The organism is Pseudomonas sp. Sample_11 (assembly GCF_004307505.1).
In the GTDB taxonomy this organism is placed as follows: domain Bacteria; phylum Pseudomonadota; class Gammaproteobacteria; order Pseudomonadales; family Pseudomonadaceae; genus Aquipseudomonas; species Aquipseudomonas atacamensis.
The window spans coordinates 301,437-316,768 of sequence record NZ_RCOD01000049.1 but is presented as its reverse complement, the minus strand read 5'-3'; the positions used below and the strand labels follow the sequence as shown (position 1 = coordinate 316,768).

General features: G+C 60.9%; 12 protein-coding genes. 5 read left to right on the top strand and 7 right to left on the bottom strand.

The features are described 5' to 3' along the window. Window positions 1–19 precede the first annotated feature (19 nt). Complete coding sequence (locus D8U60_RS14195; protein WP_130900333.1) at window positions 20–1,387, bottom strand: OprD family porin; 1,368 nt, start codon at window positions 1,385–1,387, stop codon at window positions 20–22. Between the two features lie 364 nt (window positions 1,388–1,751). Between D8U60_RS14195 and tauA the strand changes: the two genes are divergently transcribed. After that, window positions 1,752–2,741 carry a taurine ABC transporter substrate-binding protein gene (gene tauA / locus D8U60_RS14190; protein ID WP_130900358.1) on the top strand — a complete coding sequence of 330 codons (990 nt, stop codon included), beginning with the start codon at window positions 1,752–1,754 and terminating at the stop codon, window positions 2,739–2,741. 136 nt (window positions 2,742–2,877) lie between these two features. Here the strand turns inward: tauA and argA are convergent, their stop codons facing one another. Both argA and argE read right to left on the bottom strand, forming a co-directional pair. Beyond that, entirely contained in the window at window positions 2,878–4,179 is a 1,302-nt protein-coding gene (argA, locus tag D8U60_RS14185; RefSeq protein ID WP_130900332.1) for an amino-acid N-acetyltransferase, read from the bottom strand. Between the two features lie 262 nt (window positions 4,180–4,441). Then, on the bottom strand, window positions 4,442–5,596 hold the full coding sequence (gene argE / locus D8U60_RS14180) for an acetylornithine deacetylase (protein ID WP_130900331.1): 1,155 nt from the start codon (window positions 5,594–5,596) through the stop codon (window positions 4,442–4,444). 156 nt (window positions 5,597–5,752) lie between these two features. Between argE and D8U60_RS14175 the strand changes: the two genes are divergently transcribed. Next, a complete protein-coding gene (locus D8U60_RS14175; RefSeq protein WP_110599916.1) occupies window positions 5,753–7,123 on the top strand; it encodes a CYTH domain-containing protein in 1,371 nt (456 codons plus the stop codon). A gap of 181 nt (window positions 7,124–7,304) precedes the next feature. On the opposite strand, the gene D8U60_RS14170 is transcribed toward D8U60_RS14175, so the two are convergent. Next, a complete protein-coding gene (locus D8U60_RS14170; RefSeq protein WP_024014730.1) occupies window positions 7,305–7,769 on the bottom strand; it encodes an Lrp/AsnC family transcriptional regulator in 465 nt (154 codons plus the stop codon). A 126-nt stretch (window positions 7,770–7,895) separates the two neighbouring features. On the opposite strand from D8U60_RS14170, the gene D8U60_RS14165 reads away from it, so the two are divergent. From D8U60_RS14165 to D8U60_RS14155, 3 genes are all read left to right on the top strand, one after another. Then, the gene (locus tag D8U60_RS14165; RefSeq protein WP_130900330.1) at window positions 7,896–8,234 is read left to right on the top strand and encodes a hypothetical protein; all 339 of its coding nucleotides are present in this window, start codon (window positions 7,896–7,898) and stop codon (window positions 8,232–8,234) included. 92 nt (window positions 8,235–8,326) lie between these two features. Beyond that, window positions 8,327–10,111: a GspE/PulE family protein gene (locus D8U60_RS14160; protein WP_122506176.1), complete on the top strand. Its 1,785-nt coding sequence runs from the start codon at window positions 8,327–8,329 to the stop codon at window positions 10,109–10,111. 64 nt (window positions 10,112–10,175) lie between these two features. Continuing rightward, the gene (locus tag D8U60_RS14155) at window positions 10,176–10,496 is read left to right on the top strand and encodes a DUF2388 domain-containing protein (protein ID WP_172667868.1); all 321 of its coding nucleotides are present in this window, start codon (window positions 10,176–10,178) and stop codon (window positions 10,494–10,496) included. A 139-nt stretch (window positions 10,497–10,635) separates the two neighbouring features. Here the strand turns inward: D8U60_RS14155 and gcvP are convergent, their stop codons facing one another. The 3 genes from gcvP to gcvT all read right to left on the bottom strand — a co-directional run bounded on the left by gcvP (window position 10,636) and on the right by gcvT (window position 15,223). Beyond that, window positions 10,636–13,509, bottom strand: a complete 2,874-nt coding sequence (gene gcvP / locus D8U60_RS14150) for an aminomethyl-transferring glycine dehydrogenase (RefSeq protein WP_130900329.1) — start codon at window positions 13,507–13,509, stop codon at window positions 10,636–10,638. Window positions 13,510–13,709: 200 nt separating this feature from the next. Then, entirely contained in the window at window positions 13,710–14,093 is a 384-nt protein-coding gene (gene gcvH / locus D8U60_RS14145; RefSeq protein ID WP_122880327.1) for a glycine cleavage system protein GcvH, read from the bottom strand. A gap of 47 nt (window positions 14,094–14,140) precedes the next feature. Beyond that, window positions 14,141–15,223, bottom strand: a complete 1,083-nt coding sequence (gcvT, locus tag D8U60_RS14140) for a glycine cleavage system aminomethyltransferase GcvT (RefSeq protein ID WP_071172161.1) — start codon at window positions 15,221–15,223, stop codon at window positions 14,141–14,143. Window positions 15,224–15,332: the final 109 nt, after the last annotated feature.

Here is a 15,332-nt window from a genome sequence, read left to right as displayed (position 1 = left end):
CAGTTACTTGGTCGAGCTGTTACAGCAGCGGGATCGAGTAGCTGAGGATCAGGCGGTTTTCGTCCTGGTCGCGTTGACCGGCGATGTCGTTGCGCCACGTAGCGTTTTTCCACATGAAGCCGACGTTCTTCAACGGACCTTCCGGAACAACGTACGCCACGGTCAAATCGCGTTCCCACTCGGAGGCGCCATTCGAGGTTTGCACACGACTACCGTAGGTATCAATGTTGTCGCCGCGCAGATAAACCATGCCAGCGGTCAGGCCTGGCACGCCAACTTTGGCGAAATCATAGGAGTAGCGTGCCTGCCAAGTGCGCTCGCCGGCACGGTTGAACTTCTGGATCTGCATGTCGGTGATGGTGTAGTTAGACGAGCCGTCACCCTGGTTCAGCCAAGGGAAGTCGCTGCTGCCGTTGCTCACCTGATAGCCGCCACCAAAGGTGTGACCGGCAACGGTGTAAAGGAACAAGCCGCTGTACAGGTTGTTGTCGACCTTACCTTTGCCGTTACCAAGCGTACTGTTGCCGTACGCACCGTTGCTGAAGTAGTCCGAATCGTTGCCATTGCGGCCGTCATCGGAGCTATTGAAGTACCGGAAGTCGGACTTCAACACACCTGGGCCAATCGACCAGTTATGCACCAGACCCAGGAAGTGTTGCTTGTAGAAGTTTTCCAGGTTGCCGTAGTAGTACTGGGCCGTCAGATCCTTGGTGATTTTATAGTCACCACCGGCGTAGATGAACTTGTTGCTGTTTGTGGTGCGCGCAGTTGCGCCACCGATCGACAGCTGTTCATTGTTGCTGGAGTTACGACCTTTCACGTGCTCGATCTGGCCACCGACCAGCGTCAGGTCCTTGATATCGCCGGAAGTAATCTGGCCACCCTGCCAGGTTTGCGGCAGCAGACGACCGTCGTTGGTGACGATGACCGGGTTCTTCGGCTGCAAGGTACCCAGCTTCAGCTCTGTCTGGGAAATCTTGGCTTTAGCCGTCAGACCCAGGCTCGAGAAGTTATCAACAGCTTCGCCATTGGATTTGCTTGGGAATACAGTTCCGCCGTACGAAGTCGAGGTCGCACCGTTGGTACCACCGCCCGAATCCAGGCGAACGCCCAGCAGACCGATAGCATCGATACCAAAACCTACGGTGCCTTGGGTGTAGCCGGAGATGAAGCGCAGATCGAAGCCTTGGCCCCATTCTTCGTTCTTGCTCTGCACACCGTTACGCTTGTTAGCGGGACTATTGGCAGCGCTATCACGGTTATCGTTGTTGATATAGAAGTTACGCAGACCCAGAGTAGCCTTGCTGTCTTCGATGAAACCGGCGGCGCCTGCCTGCTGCGCCATAACCCCAACGGCCACAGCCAGGGCCAAGGTGGACTTGTTCATGTATCGCTCCTCTCGTTCTAATTCTTGTGTTCCTGGTTCGGGGTCGATTTGCCCTGAATCCTAAGATGCGCGATTAGCGCCAGACCGTGACTGCCAAGTCAATCGTAACCTTGTGTGTCTACGACCATCGTCTAATCGCCAGTGATTGGGTCCCTGCAGCGTAAAGACTTCCTGATAATCCCAAAAAGAATTTATTCATCCTTTTTCATACCATTTGGACATATGGCCCATTAATGGCCCTTTGCGCCGGGAAACAGCGTATCGGCGCCTAAGCTCATTCCTAAATGGTATTTGTTGACCTTTTTTTAGATCGATTAGCTTTGCCTTGCTCCCAACACGGCAAATCCCATCGAAAAGGCGACGCATCATGGCGAAACGCGCACTATCAAGTCAATTTGTTACAGTTTGTGTGTCGGCACTGTTTTCTTTTTCCACACATGCCGCCGGTCTGACGGTCGGCTACCAGACCGGGATCGATCCGAGCAAAGTGCCGCAGGCCGATGGTGTCTATGAAAAAACCATCGGCGAGAAGATCGACTGGCGTCGTTTCAACAGCGGCCCGGAAGTTGTCACTGCCATTGCTTCTGGTGACGTGCAGATCGGCAACCTTGGCTCAAGCCCACTGGCAGCAGCTGCTTCACGCAATCTGCCGATCGTGGCGTTTATCGTTTCGGCGCAGATTAATGCCGCCGAAGCCTTGGTGGTGCGCAACGGCAGCGGCATCGACAAACCGCAGGACCTGATCGGTAAAACCATCGCCACACCGTTCGTGTCGACCTCGCACTACAGTCTGCTTGGGGCGTTGAAGCACTGGGGCCTGACTACCTCGCAAGTCAAAGTGGTCAATCTGCAACCGGCCGAGATTGCCGCCGCCTGGAAGCGAGGCGACATCGACGGGGCGTTTGTCTGGTCGCCGGCACTGGGCGAGATCCGCAAGACCGGCAAGACCCTGACCGACGCCGCCCAGGTCGGCCAGTGGGGTGCGCCGACTTTCGAAGTCTGGGTGGCGCGCAAAGACTTTGCCGAGAAGCATCCCGAGGTCGTGGCCAAGTTTGCCAAGGTCACCCTGGAGTCGTTCGCTGATTACGCCGCACACAAAGACAGCTGGACTGCCGACTCGGTGCCTGTGCAGAAAATCGCCAAATTGACCGGTGCCAACGCAGCAGATGTGCCGGAACTGCTGGCCGGTTCGGCGTTCCCGGATGCCAAGGCGCAGCAAACCACGGCGCTGCTGGACGGCGGCACCGCCAAGGCCATTGCCGAAACGGCGAAATTCCTGAAGGAACAAGGCAAGGTCGAGACGGTGCTGCCTGATTATTCGCCGTACGTCAGCGCCAAATTCATCACTGACTGAATGCAGAACCCTGTGGTGAGGGTATTTATCCCCGCTGGGTCGCGTAGCGACCACCTATGTTTTCACTTGGAAACGCTAGGGGACTGCTGCGCAGTCCAGCGGGGATGAATCCCCTCGCCACAGACCTCGCTGTTGTTCAGAGGGTCTTTTCGAAGATCTTCGAATTGCGCTGATAGTTGTACAGCGACGCCCGCGCCGCTGGCAGGCGTTCGACGGTGCTTGGCTCGAACCCGCGCTCGCGGAACCAGTGCGCGGTGCGCGTGGTGAGTACGAACAGGGTTTTCAAACCCTGCGCCCGCGCGCGGGTTTCGATGCGCTCGAGCAATTCATCGCCGCGACCGCCATGGCGATACTCCGGATTCACCGCCAAGCACGCCAGTTCGCCGGCATCGGAATCGGCAATCTGATACAGCGCCGCACAGGCGATGATCATGCCTTCGCGCTCGACCACGCTGAACTGCTCGATCTCGCGCTCCAGCACTTCCCGCGAGCGGCGCACCAGAATGCCCTGCTCTTCCAGCGGACTGATCAGGTCGAGCAGGCCGCCGACGTCTTCAATCGCCGCCTCGCGCACCAGTTCGAATTGCTCCTGCGCCACCAGCGTACCGCCACCGTCACGGGTGAACAGCTCGGTCAGCAGTGCGCCGTCTTCGGCGTAACTGACGATATGACTGCGCGCCACGCCGCCACGGCAGGCTTCGGCGGCGGCATCGAGCAACTCCGCTTGATAGTTGCTCATGCCCAGACGCTGCAAATGTGCCGGCACTTGTTGCGGGCGCAGTTCGCGCACCAGTTTGCCGTTTTCGTCGATCAGGCCGAGCTCGGCGCCGAACAACAGCAGCTTGTCCGCGCCCAGATCAATCGCGGCGCGGGTGGCGACGTCTTCGCAGGCAAGGTTGAAGATTTCGCCGGTCGGCGAATAGCCCAGCGGCGACAGCAATACGATCGAGCGTTCATCGAGCAGGCGATTGATGCCCTTGCGGTCAACCCGACGCACTTCACCGGTGTGGTGATAGTCGACACCTTCCAGCACACCGATCGGCCGCGCGGTGACGAGGTTGCCGCTGGCCACGCGCAGGCGCGAGCCCTGCATCGGCGACGAGGCCATGTCCATCGACAGCCGCGCTTCGATGGCGATGCGCAACTGGCCGACCGCATCGATCACACACTCAAGCGTTGCGGCATCGGTGATGCGCATGCCGTGATGGTAATGCGGGGTCAGGCCACGGGCGGCGAGGCGGGTTTCGATCTGCGGGCGCGAGCCGTGCACCAGCACCAGACGCACGCCCAGACTGTGCAGCAAGACCAGGTCGTGGACGATATTGCCGAAATTCGGATGCTCGACGCCGTCGCCGGGAAGCATGACGACGAAGGTGCAATCGCGGTGGGCATTGATGTAAGGAGACGCGTGGCGAAGCCAATTGACGTATTCGGGCATGAACCTGGGCCTGTAATAAAGAGCAGCCGAAAAAAGGGGCGAAACGAAAAACGCACAGCGGGCTGATGGTTATCGTCGGAACAGGCTTGGCGACACGCGCGCTCTCCTCATGAATACGGGTTGTGGTGCAGGCAATTTACCGGGTTGATGCAAGACATTTAACCCTGTGGGAGCGAGCCTGCTCGCGAAAGCGGTGGATCAGGTTCATCAATCGCGACTGACAAAACGCTTTCGCGAGCAGGCTCGCTCCCACACAGGGCCGTCATCGTTCGTCTGTCGTCAGGCAGTAATGTTCAATCAACTGCCGAATCAGATGCACGGTAGGCTGCAAACGTGACATTTCAAGGTACTCGCCGGGCTGATGCGCGCAGGCAATGTCGCCGGGGCCGAGGACGATGGTTTCGCAGCCGAGGCGCTGAAGATAAGGCGCTTCGGTGCCGAACGCTACTGCTTCGGCGCGATGGCCGGTGAGCTTTTCAGCGATGCGCACCAGTTCGGCATCTTCGGACTGCTCGAACGGCGGCACTTCCGGGAACAGCGGTTTGTAGTCGATCTTCACTTTGTGCCGCTCGGCCACCGGGTTGAGCTTGCGCAGGATTTCCGCACGCAGCAGGTTCGGGTCCATGCCCGGCAGCGGGCGCAGGTCGAACTCCAGCGAGCACTGGCCGCAGATGCGATTGGGGTTGTCGCCGCCATGAATGCAGCCGAAGTTCATCGTCGGTTGCGGCACGCTGAACTGTGGATTGCTGAATTCGCGCTGCCACAACAGGCGCAAACCACGCAGTTCGCCGATGGCATCGTGCATCGCTTCAAGGGCGCTGTGGCCCAGACGCGGATCCGACGAGTGGCCACTCTGCCCGAGGATGTCGATGCGCTCCATCATGATGCCTTTGTGCATGCGAATCGGCTTGAGCCCGGTCGGCTCGCCGATCACCGCCGCGCGGCCCAGCGGTTGCCCGGCCTCGGCCAGCGCGCGGGCGCCGGACATCGAGCTTTCTTCGTCGCAGGTGGCGAGGATCAGCAGCGGTTGCTTGAACGGCTGATCGAGCAGCGGCCGTACGGCTTCGATGATCAGCGCGAAGAAACCCTTCATGTCGCAGCTGCCCAGCCCGACCCAGCGGCCATCGATTTCAGTGAGCTTCAGCGGGTCGGTCTGCCACAACGCGTCGTCGTACGGCACGGTGTCGCTGTGCCCGGCCAGCACCAGGCCGCCGGGGCCGCTGCCGAAACTGGCGAGCAGATTGAATTTGCCGGGGCTGACCTGCTGGATATCGCAGCTGAAACCCAGGTCACCGAGCCAGCCCGCCAGCAGATCGATGACGGCGCGGTTGGACTGGTCCAGGTTCGGTTGGGTACAGCTGACCGATGGCGCGGCAATCAGCGCGGCGAACTGGTCTTGCATGGACGGCAATGGCATCACTGACTCCAGGTCCCGGATTGAGGCCCACTATAGAACCATCCGGCGCGCGGAATAAACCGCCGCAGGGCGTAGGAAGTTTGACTCCTGTACACTGCACGGCCTTGGCAGCCACCCATTCCCCCGGCTGCGCTCCCGATTCTGGATGTTCCGGCCATGCAAAAAGAAACTGAAATCAAACTCCGCGTCAGCCGCGAAACCCTCGCTGCCCTGCGCGAGCACCCGCTGCTGAAGAAACGCAACAAAAGTGGCTGGGAACGCCGTGAGTTGATGAACCAGTACTTCGACACCCCCGAGCGCGACCTCGCCCAGGCCAAAGTCGCCCTGCGCCTGCGCAAGGACGGTGACGAAGTGATTCAGACCCTCAAGACCCGTGGCCAGAGCGTCGCCGGTCTGTCCGAGCGTAACGAGTACGACTGGAAACTGGCGAAAGCCAAGCTCGACGTAAAAAAACTCGACGGCGAATGCTGGCCCGAGGCACTGGCCGAGCTGGACAAGAAAACCCTCAAGCCGATCTTCACCACCGATTTCGTCCGCGAGCGCGCCGAAATCGCCTGGGGCCGTGGCAAGACCAAAGTGGTCATCGAAGCCGCGTTGGATCTCGGTCACGTAGTGGTCGGCAAGCAGAAGGAAGAAATCTGCGAGCTGGAACTGGAACTGCGCGAAGGCGAGCCTGCCGCGCTGCTGGAACTGGCTGCCGAACTGGCCGAAACCCTGGCGCTGATGCCGTGCGATATCAGCAAGGCTGAGCGCGGTTATCGTCTGCACGACGCCAACAGCTACTCGCTGAGCCTGCCAGCGCCGCAGCTGACCAGCGAAACCCGTCTCGACGACGCCTTCGCCGCGTTGAGCTGGCATCTGCTCGGCAGCAGCCAGCGTCTGGCCGAACAATATCGCTTCAACGGCCACTGGCGTCTGCTGCAGGACTGGGTCGAGAACCTCGCGGAAATGCGCGCCCTGCTCAGCAGCCTCGGCCAGGCGGCGCCGCGTCAGTCGACCCACGATTTGCGCGTGGCCCTCGATGCTTTGCTGGAAGACTGGCGCCCGTTGGTGCAGGTCGGCATCGAGGACGAAGACGTGCGCAAGGCCGCGCCTGAGCAGTTCCTCGAAGAGCTGGAAGACCCGCGCTGGGGCCAGTTCTCGCTGAACGCTTCACGCTGGCTGCTGGCGCGCACCTGGACCGCCGACCGCAACACCCGTGGCAACCGTCAGGGTGACGCGCAATTGCACAGCTGGTTGCCGCGTCTGCTGGGCGAAGAAGCCACTGCTCTGCAGCTGCAACGCTATCAGCAGCAACCGGAAGACCTCGCTGAGCAACTGCCGCGTATCGAACGCATTCAGGTCTGGTTGCACCATGCGCGCAACGTGCTGGACATCCCGGAAATGGATCGTCTGTACGGTGAGCTGAACAAACTGGCGCAACTGGCCAACGAGCCGACCATCACCGACGAACTGCTCGATGCACGCAAGCATCAGGCGATTGCGGTGTACCAGAATCGCGCCTGGAAAATCCTCCTGCGCAGCTAAACACCTTCCCACCTGATCGTTCCCACGCTCTGCGTGGGAACGCCTCAATGGACGCTCTGCGTCCGCTTTGGGACGTAGAGCGTCCCGGGCTGCATTCCTTTGCTGCGCGTGGGAACGATCAAGCGGGGACTGTTGCGCAGCCCAGCGGGGATAAATCCCCTCGCCACGAAGGCCATCCGCACTAGACCGGCAGGCTGGTGGTGGACTTGATCTCCGACAGCGCCACGATCGAATTCACTTCCTGTATCCCCGGCACCAGCGACAGCTTCTCGAAAAAGAACCGCTCGTACGCCTCGATATCCGCCGCGACAATGCGCAGCATGAAATCCACCGCCCCCATCAGCACATAACACTCCAGCACTTCCGGAAAGCCGCGAATCGCCTCGGTGAATTCAGTGAAGTTCGAACGCCCATGAGCGTTGAGTTTGATCTCGGCAAAGATCTGCGTGTTCAGGCCGATCTTCTTGCGATCCAGCAAGGTCACCTGGCCGCGAATGATGCCCTCCTCCTTCATCCGCTGAATCCGCCGCCAGCACGGCGATTGCGACAAGCCGACCTGCTCGGCGATCTGCGCGCTCGACAGCGAAGCGTCTTCCTGGAGCAAGGCGAGGATCTTGCGGTCGTAGGCGTCCAGCTCGCTGTGCATAAAAAATCCTCAAAGATCAGCTTTCACGAATCAACTCTTTCGATAAATCCGTTCAGACGCCGATCATAGCCAAGAAATACCCCGCACCGAATGTAAAAATTTCTCCAGTGATTTTGGAGACTCGCCATGCCGCACCTTGAAGCCGTGAACAGCGCCCCCACCCGCGCCGATGTCTGGAACGTCAACAACGCCCACTGCCTGGCGCAATACCGGATCCTCGCCGAGGCCGAGCCGGATCTGCTGGTGCGCGTGTTGAATCTGTTCGCTTTGCAGTTTCTGACCCCGGAGCAGGTCAACGTCCAGCGCCAGGACGATCTGCTGTCGATCGATCTGCTCATGAGCGGCCTGAGCTGGCATCGCGCGCAAGTGATCGCGGAGAAACTGCGCAACCTGATCAGCGTCTGCGCGGTGCACCTGCACAATGCTGACGCGGCGTGGCAGGCGCCCGCCCAGGCGGCCGGCTGACAAATCCGGCAACGGCTTCGTCGGGTAGTGGCCCAACGGTCAGCGGGGCCACGACTATCCTTTTGCGCATGACGCTTAAAAAGGAAAGCCGCATGTCCGTTCAATTTGTCACTCAGGACCGCTGGCTGGACCTCAACGATGTATTACGGGAACTGGTCGCCCAAGGCTTCATCTGCCAGGACGCGGCGGAACAGGCGCTCAATGCCCGCCGTCGCCATGCGGCTCACGGGCAGATGCATCCGCTGGAATTCATCGCCAGCCAGCAACTCGACGACCTCAGCCGTCCGGGCAAACATCTGGATCTGGAAAGCCTGACCCTGTGGCTGGCGCAACAGGCCGGTCAGCCGTATTTGCGCATTGATCCGCTGAAAATCAATGTCGCGGCGATCACGCCGCTGATGTCCTACGCCTTCGCCCAGCGCCACAAGATTCTCGCCGTCGCCGTGGACCGCGACTCGGTCACCGTGGCCAGCGCTCAGCCCTACGTCAGCGGTTGGGAAGCTGACCTGACCCACGTATTGAAGCTGCCGATCAAACGGGTCGTGGCCAACCCGGTCGACATCCAGCGCTTCAGCGTCGAGTTTTTCCGGCTGGCCAAATCGGTCAGCGGTGCCAGCAATGCCGACGCCCAGAGCGGCAATCTCGGCAACTTCGAACAACTGCTCAACCTCGGCGCCAGCGACCAGGAGCCGGACGCCAACGACGCGCACATCGTCAACATCGTCGACTGGCTGTTCCAGTACGCCTTCCAGCAGCGTGCCAGCGATATCCACATCGAACCGCGCCGTGAGCACGGCACCGTGCGCTTTCGCATCGACGGCGTGTTGCACAACGTCTATCAATTCCCGCCGCAGGTGACCATGGCGATTGTCAGCCGCCTGAAAAGCCTTGGCCGCATGAACGTCGCGGAAAAGCGCAAACCCCAGGATGGCCGGGTCAAGACCAAGACCCCGGACGGCGGCGAAGTGGAGTTGCGTCTGTCGACCTTGCCGACAGCGTTCGGCGAAAAGATGGTCATGCGGATTTTCGACCCCGAAGTGCTGCTGAAGAATTTCGATCAGTTGGGTTTCAGCGCCGACGACCTGCGCCGCTGGCAAGACATGACCCGCCAGCCCAACGGCATCATTCTGGTCACCGGGCCGACCGGTTCGGGCAAGACCACCACCCTGTACACCACGCTGAAAAAACTGGCGACGCCGGAGGTCAACCTCTGCACCATCGAGGACCCGATCGAAATGGTCGAGCCGGCCTTCAACCAGATGCAGGTGCAGCACAACATTGAGCTGACTTTCGCCGCCGGGGTGCGCGCGCTGATGCGACAGGACCCGGACATCATCATGATCGGCGAGATCCGCGATCTGGAAACTGCGGAAATGGCGATTCAGGCCGCGCTCACCGGGCACTTGGTGTTGTCCACCCTGCACACCAACGATGCGCCGAGCGCCATCAGCCGTTTGCTCGAACTCGGCGTGCCGCATTACCTGATCAAAGCGACCGTATTGGGCGTCATGGCTCAGCGTCTGGTGCGCACTTTGTGTCCGCACTGCAAGGCGCCGCTGACGCTCGAGGATGAAGACTGGCAAACCCTGACCCGGCCCTGGCAGGCGCCGCTGCCGAGCAATGCGCAACGGGCGATCGGTTGCCTGGAATGCCGCGACACCGGCTATCGCGGGCGCGCCGGGGTCTACGAAATCATGCAACTGAGCGACAGCCTCAAAGCGCTGATCACCCCGGATACCGACCTCACCGCGATCAGGCGTCAGGCCTTCAAGGAAGGCATGCGCAGCCTGCGCCTGTCCGGTGCGCAGAAAGTTGCGGCGGGGCTGACCACGGTGGAGGAAGTGCTGCGGGTGACACCGCAAAGTGAGTTGAAATAATTCAGCACGGAACTGGATCGGGGATCGGCTATCCAACGCCGTAGTCAATCCCAGGAGTCACCTCATCATGCGTCTCAAACTCGCTGTCGCCACCTTGGCCCTGCTGTCGCTTCCCGTTGGTTCGGCCATGGCGGACAGCTTTTGGCGTAACGTCATCTCCTCCGGTGCCACCACCGGCTCGACCTACCTGACGTTCAAGGATCACAAGCTGATCGTCGCCGCCCAGGACGACGCCGGCAGCTTCGTCGCCAGCGACGGCGGCATCCGTGGCCCGTACCTGGAAGCAGCCATGCAGAAAGTCCGCGCCGACAACCCTGGCCTGCAGGCTTCGGACATGGAACTGGCGAACGCGATTCTGGCGAAGAACGCCGTGGCGTCCGAGTAAGCCTCGCACCCTCAAAAATGCCGCTCGATCGAGCGGCTTTTTTTTGCGCCAGAATCAAAAGATCGCAGCCTTCGGCAGCTCCTACAGTAGGAATGCATTCCAAAGGTAGGAGCTGCCGAAGGCTGCGATCTTTTGATCTTCAGCGGTAATCATCCACCGGGACACAGGCGCAATACAGATTGCGATCGCCATAAACGTTATCCACCCGATTCACCGCCGGCCAATATTTGTGCAAGCGTGTGTGCGCATCCGGGGTGATGGCCTGTTCGATGCTGTAAGGCCGTTCCCAGATCCCAGTGACATCGGCCAAGGTATGCGGCGCGCGTTTGAGCGGATTGTCTTCGCCCGGCCAGTTGCCCTTCTGCACTTCATTGATCTCGGCGCGAATGCTCAGCATCGCCGCGATGAAGCGGTCGAGTTCTGCCTTGGATTCGCTCTCGGTCGGCTCGACCATCAACGTACCCGGTACCGGGAAGGACATGGTCGGCGCGTGGAAGCCGTAATCCATCAGCCGCTTGGCGACGTCTTCCTCGCTGATGCCGGTCTGCGCCTTCAGCGGGCGCAGATCAAGAATGCATTCATGCGCCACACGACCATTGCGCCCGGTGTAGAGCACCGGGAACGCGCCGGATAAATGCTGCGCCAGATAATTCGCCGCCAGAATCGCCACCTCGCTGGCGTCCGCCAGTTGCGGGCCCATCATGGCGATGTACATCCAACTGATCGGCAAAATGCTCGCACTGCCCCACGGCGCTGCGCTGACTGCGCCGTTCTGTGCCAGCGGCCCGTCAATCGGCACCACCGGATGATTGGCGACGAACGGCGCCAGATGCGCGCGAACCCCGATCGGCCCCATGCCCGGCCCGCCGCCGCCATGGGGAATGCAGAAGGTCTTGTGCAGATTCATGTGCGACACGTCGGCGCCAATGTCCGCCGGTCTGGCCAAGCCGACCTGGGCATTGAGATTGGCGCCATCCATGTACACCTGGCCGCCGTGCTGGTGGATCACTGCGCAGATTTCGCTGATGCCCTCCTCGTAGACCCCATGGGTCGACGGATAGGTCGCCATCAGGCACGACAACTTGTTCCCGGCCTCGGCGGCTTTCAGCTTCAAGTCTTCCAGATCGACGTTGCCCGCCTCATCGCATTCGACAATCACCACACGCATCCCGGCCATCTGCGCCGAGGCAGGATTGGTGCCGTGGGCCGATGACGGAATCAGGCAGATTTCCCGCGCGCCCTCCCCCCGGCTCTCGTGATATTTACGGATCGCCAGGAGCCCGGCGTATTCGCCCTGGGCGCCGGAGTTGGGCTGCATGCAGATCGCATCGAAACCGGTAATCGCGCAGAGCCAACGCTCAAGCTCTTCGATCATCAGCGTGTAACCGACAGCCTGCTCCCTCGGCACAAACGGATGCAGATGGGCGAACTGCGGCCAGGTGATCGGGATCATCTCGCTGGTGGCGTTGAGTTTCATCGTGCACGAGCCCAGCGGGATCATCGATTGGTTGAGCGCCAGATCCTTGTTTTCCAGCTGTTTGAGGTAACGCAGCATCTCGGTTTCGCTGTGGTGAGCGTTGAACACCGGATGTTGCAGGTACGGCGTACTGCGCTGGAGTTCGTCGGGAATTCCCGAGGCGATGTCCTGCGCATCAAGCGCATCAACGCTCAGGCCGTGATCGGCGCCGAGCAGCACATCGAACAGCTTCGCCACGGTGTGTTCATCACAGGTCTCGTCCAGACTCAGACCGACGCGGCCACGCCCAAGAATGCGCAGGTTGATCTGCGCTGCCTGAGCACTTTCGATGATCGCCGTTTGCGCACCGCCGACCTCCAGGGTCAGGGTGTCGAAGAACTGCTCGTTGAGCCGTTTGATGCCGTTGCGGTCGAGTCCCGCCGCGAGGATGCAGGTCAGGCGATGCACGCGCTGGGCGATACGCTTCAAGCCTTCCGGGCCGTGATACACCGCGTAGCAACTGGCGATATTGGCCAGCAGCACCTGCGCGGTGCAGATGTTCGAATTGGCTTTCTCGCGACGGATGTGTTGCTCGCGGGTTTGCAGGGCCATGCGCAGCGCGACGTTGCCGCGAGCATCTTTCGACACACCGATGATCCGCCCCGGAATCGCCCGTTTGTATTCCTCGCGGCTGGCGAAGAACGCCGCGTGCGGGCCGCCATAACCCATCGGCACACCGAAACGCTGGGACGAACCGAACACCACATCGGCACCCAACTCACCCGGCGGCGTCAGCACCAGCAGGCTGAGCAAATCGGTGGCGACGCAGGCCAGGGCCTGTTGTGCGTGCAGGTGGTTGATCAAGGGTTTGAGATCGCGGATTTCGCCGTGGGTGTCGGGGTATTGCAGCAGCGCGCCGAACACCTCGTGCTGCGCCAGGTTATCCACCGCGTCGACGATCAGCTCGAAGCCGAAACCTTCGGCGCGGGTCTGTACCACGGAGAGAGTTTGCGGATGGCAATTTTCATCCACAAAAAACAGATTGCTCTTCGACTTCGCCACGCGCTTGGCCAAAGCCATGGCTTCGGCCGCTGCGGTAGCCTCATCGAGCAGCGAGGCGTTGGCCAGTTCCAGGCCGGTGAGGTCGATGGTCAGTTGCTGAAAATTGAGCAACGCTTCGAGCCGGCCCTGGGCGATCTCTGGTTGATATGGGGTGTACGCGGTGTACCAACCGGGATTTTCCAGCACGTTGCGCAAGATGACGGTCGGCGTGACAGTGCCGTGATAGCCCATGCCGATCAGGCTGGTGAACAGCTGATTCTGCTCGGCATAACCGCGCAGTTTCGCCAGCGCAGTCTGTTCGTCGAGGGCCGGCGGCAGATCCAGTGCGCGATTGAAGCGAATGCCCGGCGGCACGGTCTGCTCGATCAGCTCGGCGCGACTGCCCAGGCCGAGGCTGTCGAGCATCGCCTGCTGCTCGGCGGCATCCGGGCCGAGGTGGCGGCGCAGAAAGGCTTCGGGATCGCGTAACTGGCTCAGGGACGGCGACTGGGACATGACGGGCTCTCCTGGCTGGCGCTTGGCGTCAATCGACACGGTCAAACCAGCATAGCAGTGCCGTCGAAGATCAAAAGATCGCAGCCTTCGGCAGCTCCTACAGGGGAATGTATTCCAAAGGTAGGAGCTGCCGAAGGCTGCGATCTTTTGATTCTGAAAAAAAGCCCCGACGAATCGGGGCTTTGGGTGTTGCCGGCGACTTACTCGCCGAGTGCAGCCTTGTACCCAGCAGCATCCAGCAGCTTGTCCAGCTCGGCCTTGTCGCTTGGCTTGAGCTTGAAGATCCACGCGCCGTACGGGTCGGAGTTCAACAGCTCGGGCGAGCCGCTCAGGTCTTCGTTGATCGCGATGACTTCGCCACTGACCGGGGCGTAGATGTCGGAGGCGGCTTTCACCGACTCGACCACGCCGGACTGCTCGCCGGCGGCGAACACCTTGCCGACTTCGGTCAGTTCGACGAACACCACGTCGCCCAGCGCTTCCTGCGCGTGATCGCTGATGCCCACGGTGACGGTGCCGTCGGTTTCCAGACGCGCCCATTCATGACTTTCGGCAAAACGCAGTTCGGCAGGGATATCGCTCATCTTCGGTTCCTCGGAAATTGGTCAGCGGTCATACCCGCCAGAAAAGGTTAGATCAAGGTTTTGCCATGGCGCACGAAGGTCGGTTTGACCACCCGTACCGGGTACCACTTGCCACGGATTTCCACTTCGGCGCGGTCGGCGGTTGCCATCGGTACACGCGCCAGGGCAATCGATTTGCTCAGCGTAGGAGAGAAACTACCACTGGTGATCTCCCCTTCGCCAACATCGGCGATGCGAACCACTTGGTGAGCACGCAAAACACCGCGTTCTTCCAGCACCAGACCGACCAGTTTGTGCGCCACGCCGGCGGCTTTTTCCGCCTCCAGCGCCGCACGGCCGATGAACTGCCGCGAGGCCGGCTCCCAGGCGATGCTCCAGGCCATGTTCGAGGCCAGCGGTGAAACGTCCTGATGAATGTCCTGACCGTACAGGTTCATTCCGGCCTCGACACGCAAGGTGTCGCGAGCACCGAGACCGATCGGCGAAATACCCGCACCGACCAGATCGTTGAAGAAACCCGGCGCCTGATTCGCGGGCAGGCAGATTTCCAGGCCATCCTCGCCGGTGTAACCGGTACGCGCGATGAACCAGTCGCCGTCGATGGCGCCTTCGAAAGGTTTGAGTTGCTGGATCAGCGTGGCGCGGGACTGGGTGACCAGTTCGGCAATCTTGTGCCGGGCCTGCGGGCCCTGGATGGCGAGCATCGCCAGCTCGGCGCGCTCGTGCAGTTGCACGTCGTAGGCGCCGAGCTGGGCGTTCATCCAGGCCAGATCCTGATCGCGGGTCGAGGCGTTGAACACCAGCCGGTACGCGTCGTCGAGGCGATAGACGATCATGTCGTCGACGATGCCACCGCGCTCATTGAGCATGGTGCTGTACAACGCCCGGCCGGGGCGGTGCAGACGTTCGACGTCGTTGGCCAGCAAATGCTGGAGCCAGGCCTTGGCCTGGGCGCCGGTGACATCGATCACGGTCATATGGGAAACATCGAACACCCCGCAATCGCGGCGCACTTCGTGGTGCTCCTCGACCTGCGAGCCGTAATGCAGTGGCATGTCCCAACCGCCAAAATCGACCATCTTCGCGCCGAGCGCGAGGTGCAGGTCATACAGAGGCGTACGCTGTCCCATGGGTTTCTCCTTCCGGGCGTGGCGAGGGTGCGGACCGCCGCTATACGGCGGAAAGCCTTGATGAATAAGGCTTTCAGCCGATTCCAGCGCACGGGTCTGTCAGACGAAC

Bases quoted from the DNA above. Each gene is read 5' to 3' on its own strand.
- D8U60_RS14170 (WP_024014730.1), bottom strand. From the start codon at position 7,769: ATGCACAGCGAGCTGGACGCCTACGACCGCAAGATCCTCGCCTTGCTC.
- D8U60_RS14165 (WP_130900330.1), top strand. From the start codon at position 7,896: ATGCCGCACCTTGAAGCCGTGAACAGCGCCCCCACCCGCGCCGATGTC.
- D8U60_RS14195 (WP_130900333.1), bottom strand. From the start codon at position 1,387: ATGAACAAGTCCACCTTGGCCCTGGCTGTGGCCGTTGGGGTTATGGCG.
- gcvH (WP_122880327.1), bottom strand. From the start codon at position 14,093: ATGAGCGATATCCCTGCCGAACTGCGTTTTGCCGAAAGTCATGAATGG.
- gcvT (WP_071172161.1), bottom strand. From the start codon at position 15,223: ATGGGACAGCGTACGCCTCTGTATGACCTGCACCTCGCGCTCGGCGCG.
- gcvP (WP_130900329.1), bottom strand. From the start codon at position 13,509: ATGTCCCAGTCGCCGTCCCTGAGCCAGTTACGCGATCCCGAAGCCTTT.
- D8U60_RS14175 (WP_110599916.1), top strand. From the start codon at position 5,753: ATGCAAAAAGAAACTGAAATCAAACTCCGCGTCAGCCGCGAAACCCTC.
- argA (WP_130900332.1), bottom strand. From the start codon at position 4,179: ATGCCCGAATACGTCAATTGGCTTCGCCACGCGTCTCCTTACATCAAT.
- D8U60_RS14160 (WP_122506176.1), top strand. From the start codon at position 8,327: ATGTCCGTTCAATTTGTCACTCAGGACCGCTGGCTGGACCTCAACGAT.
- argE (WP_130900331.1), bottom strand. From the start codon at position 5,596: ATGCCATTGCCGTCCATGCAAGACCAGTTCGCCGCGCTGATTGCCGCG.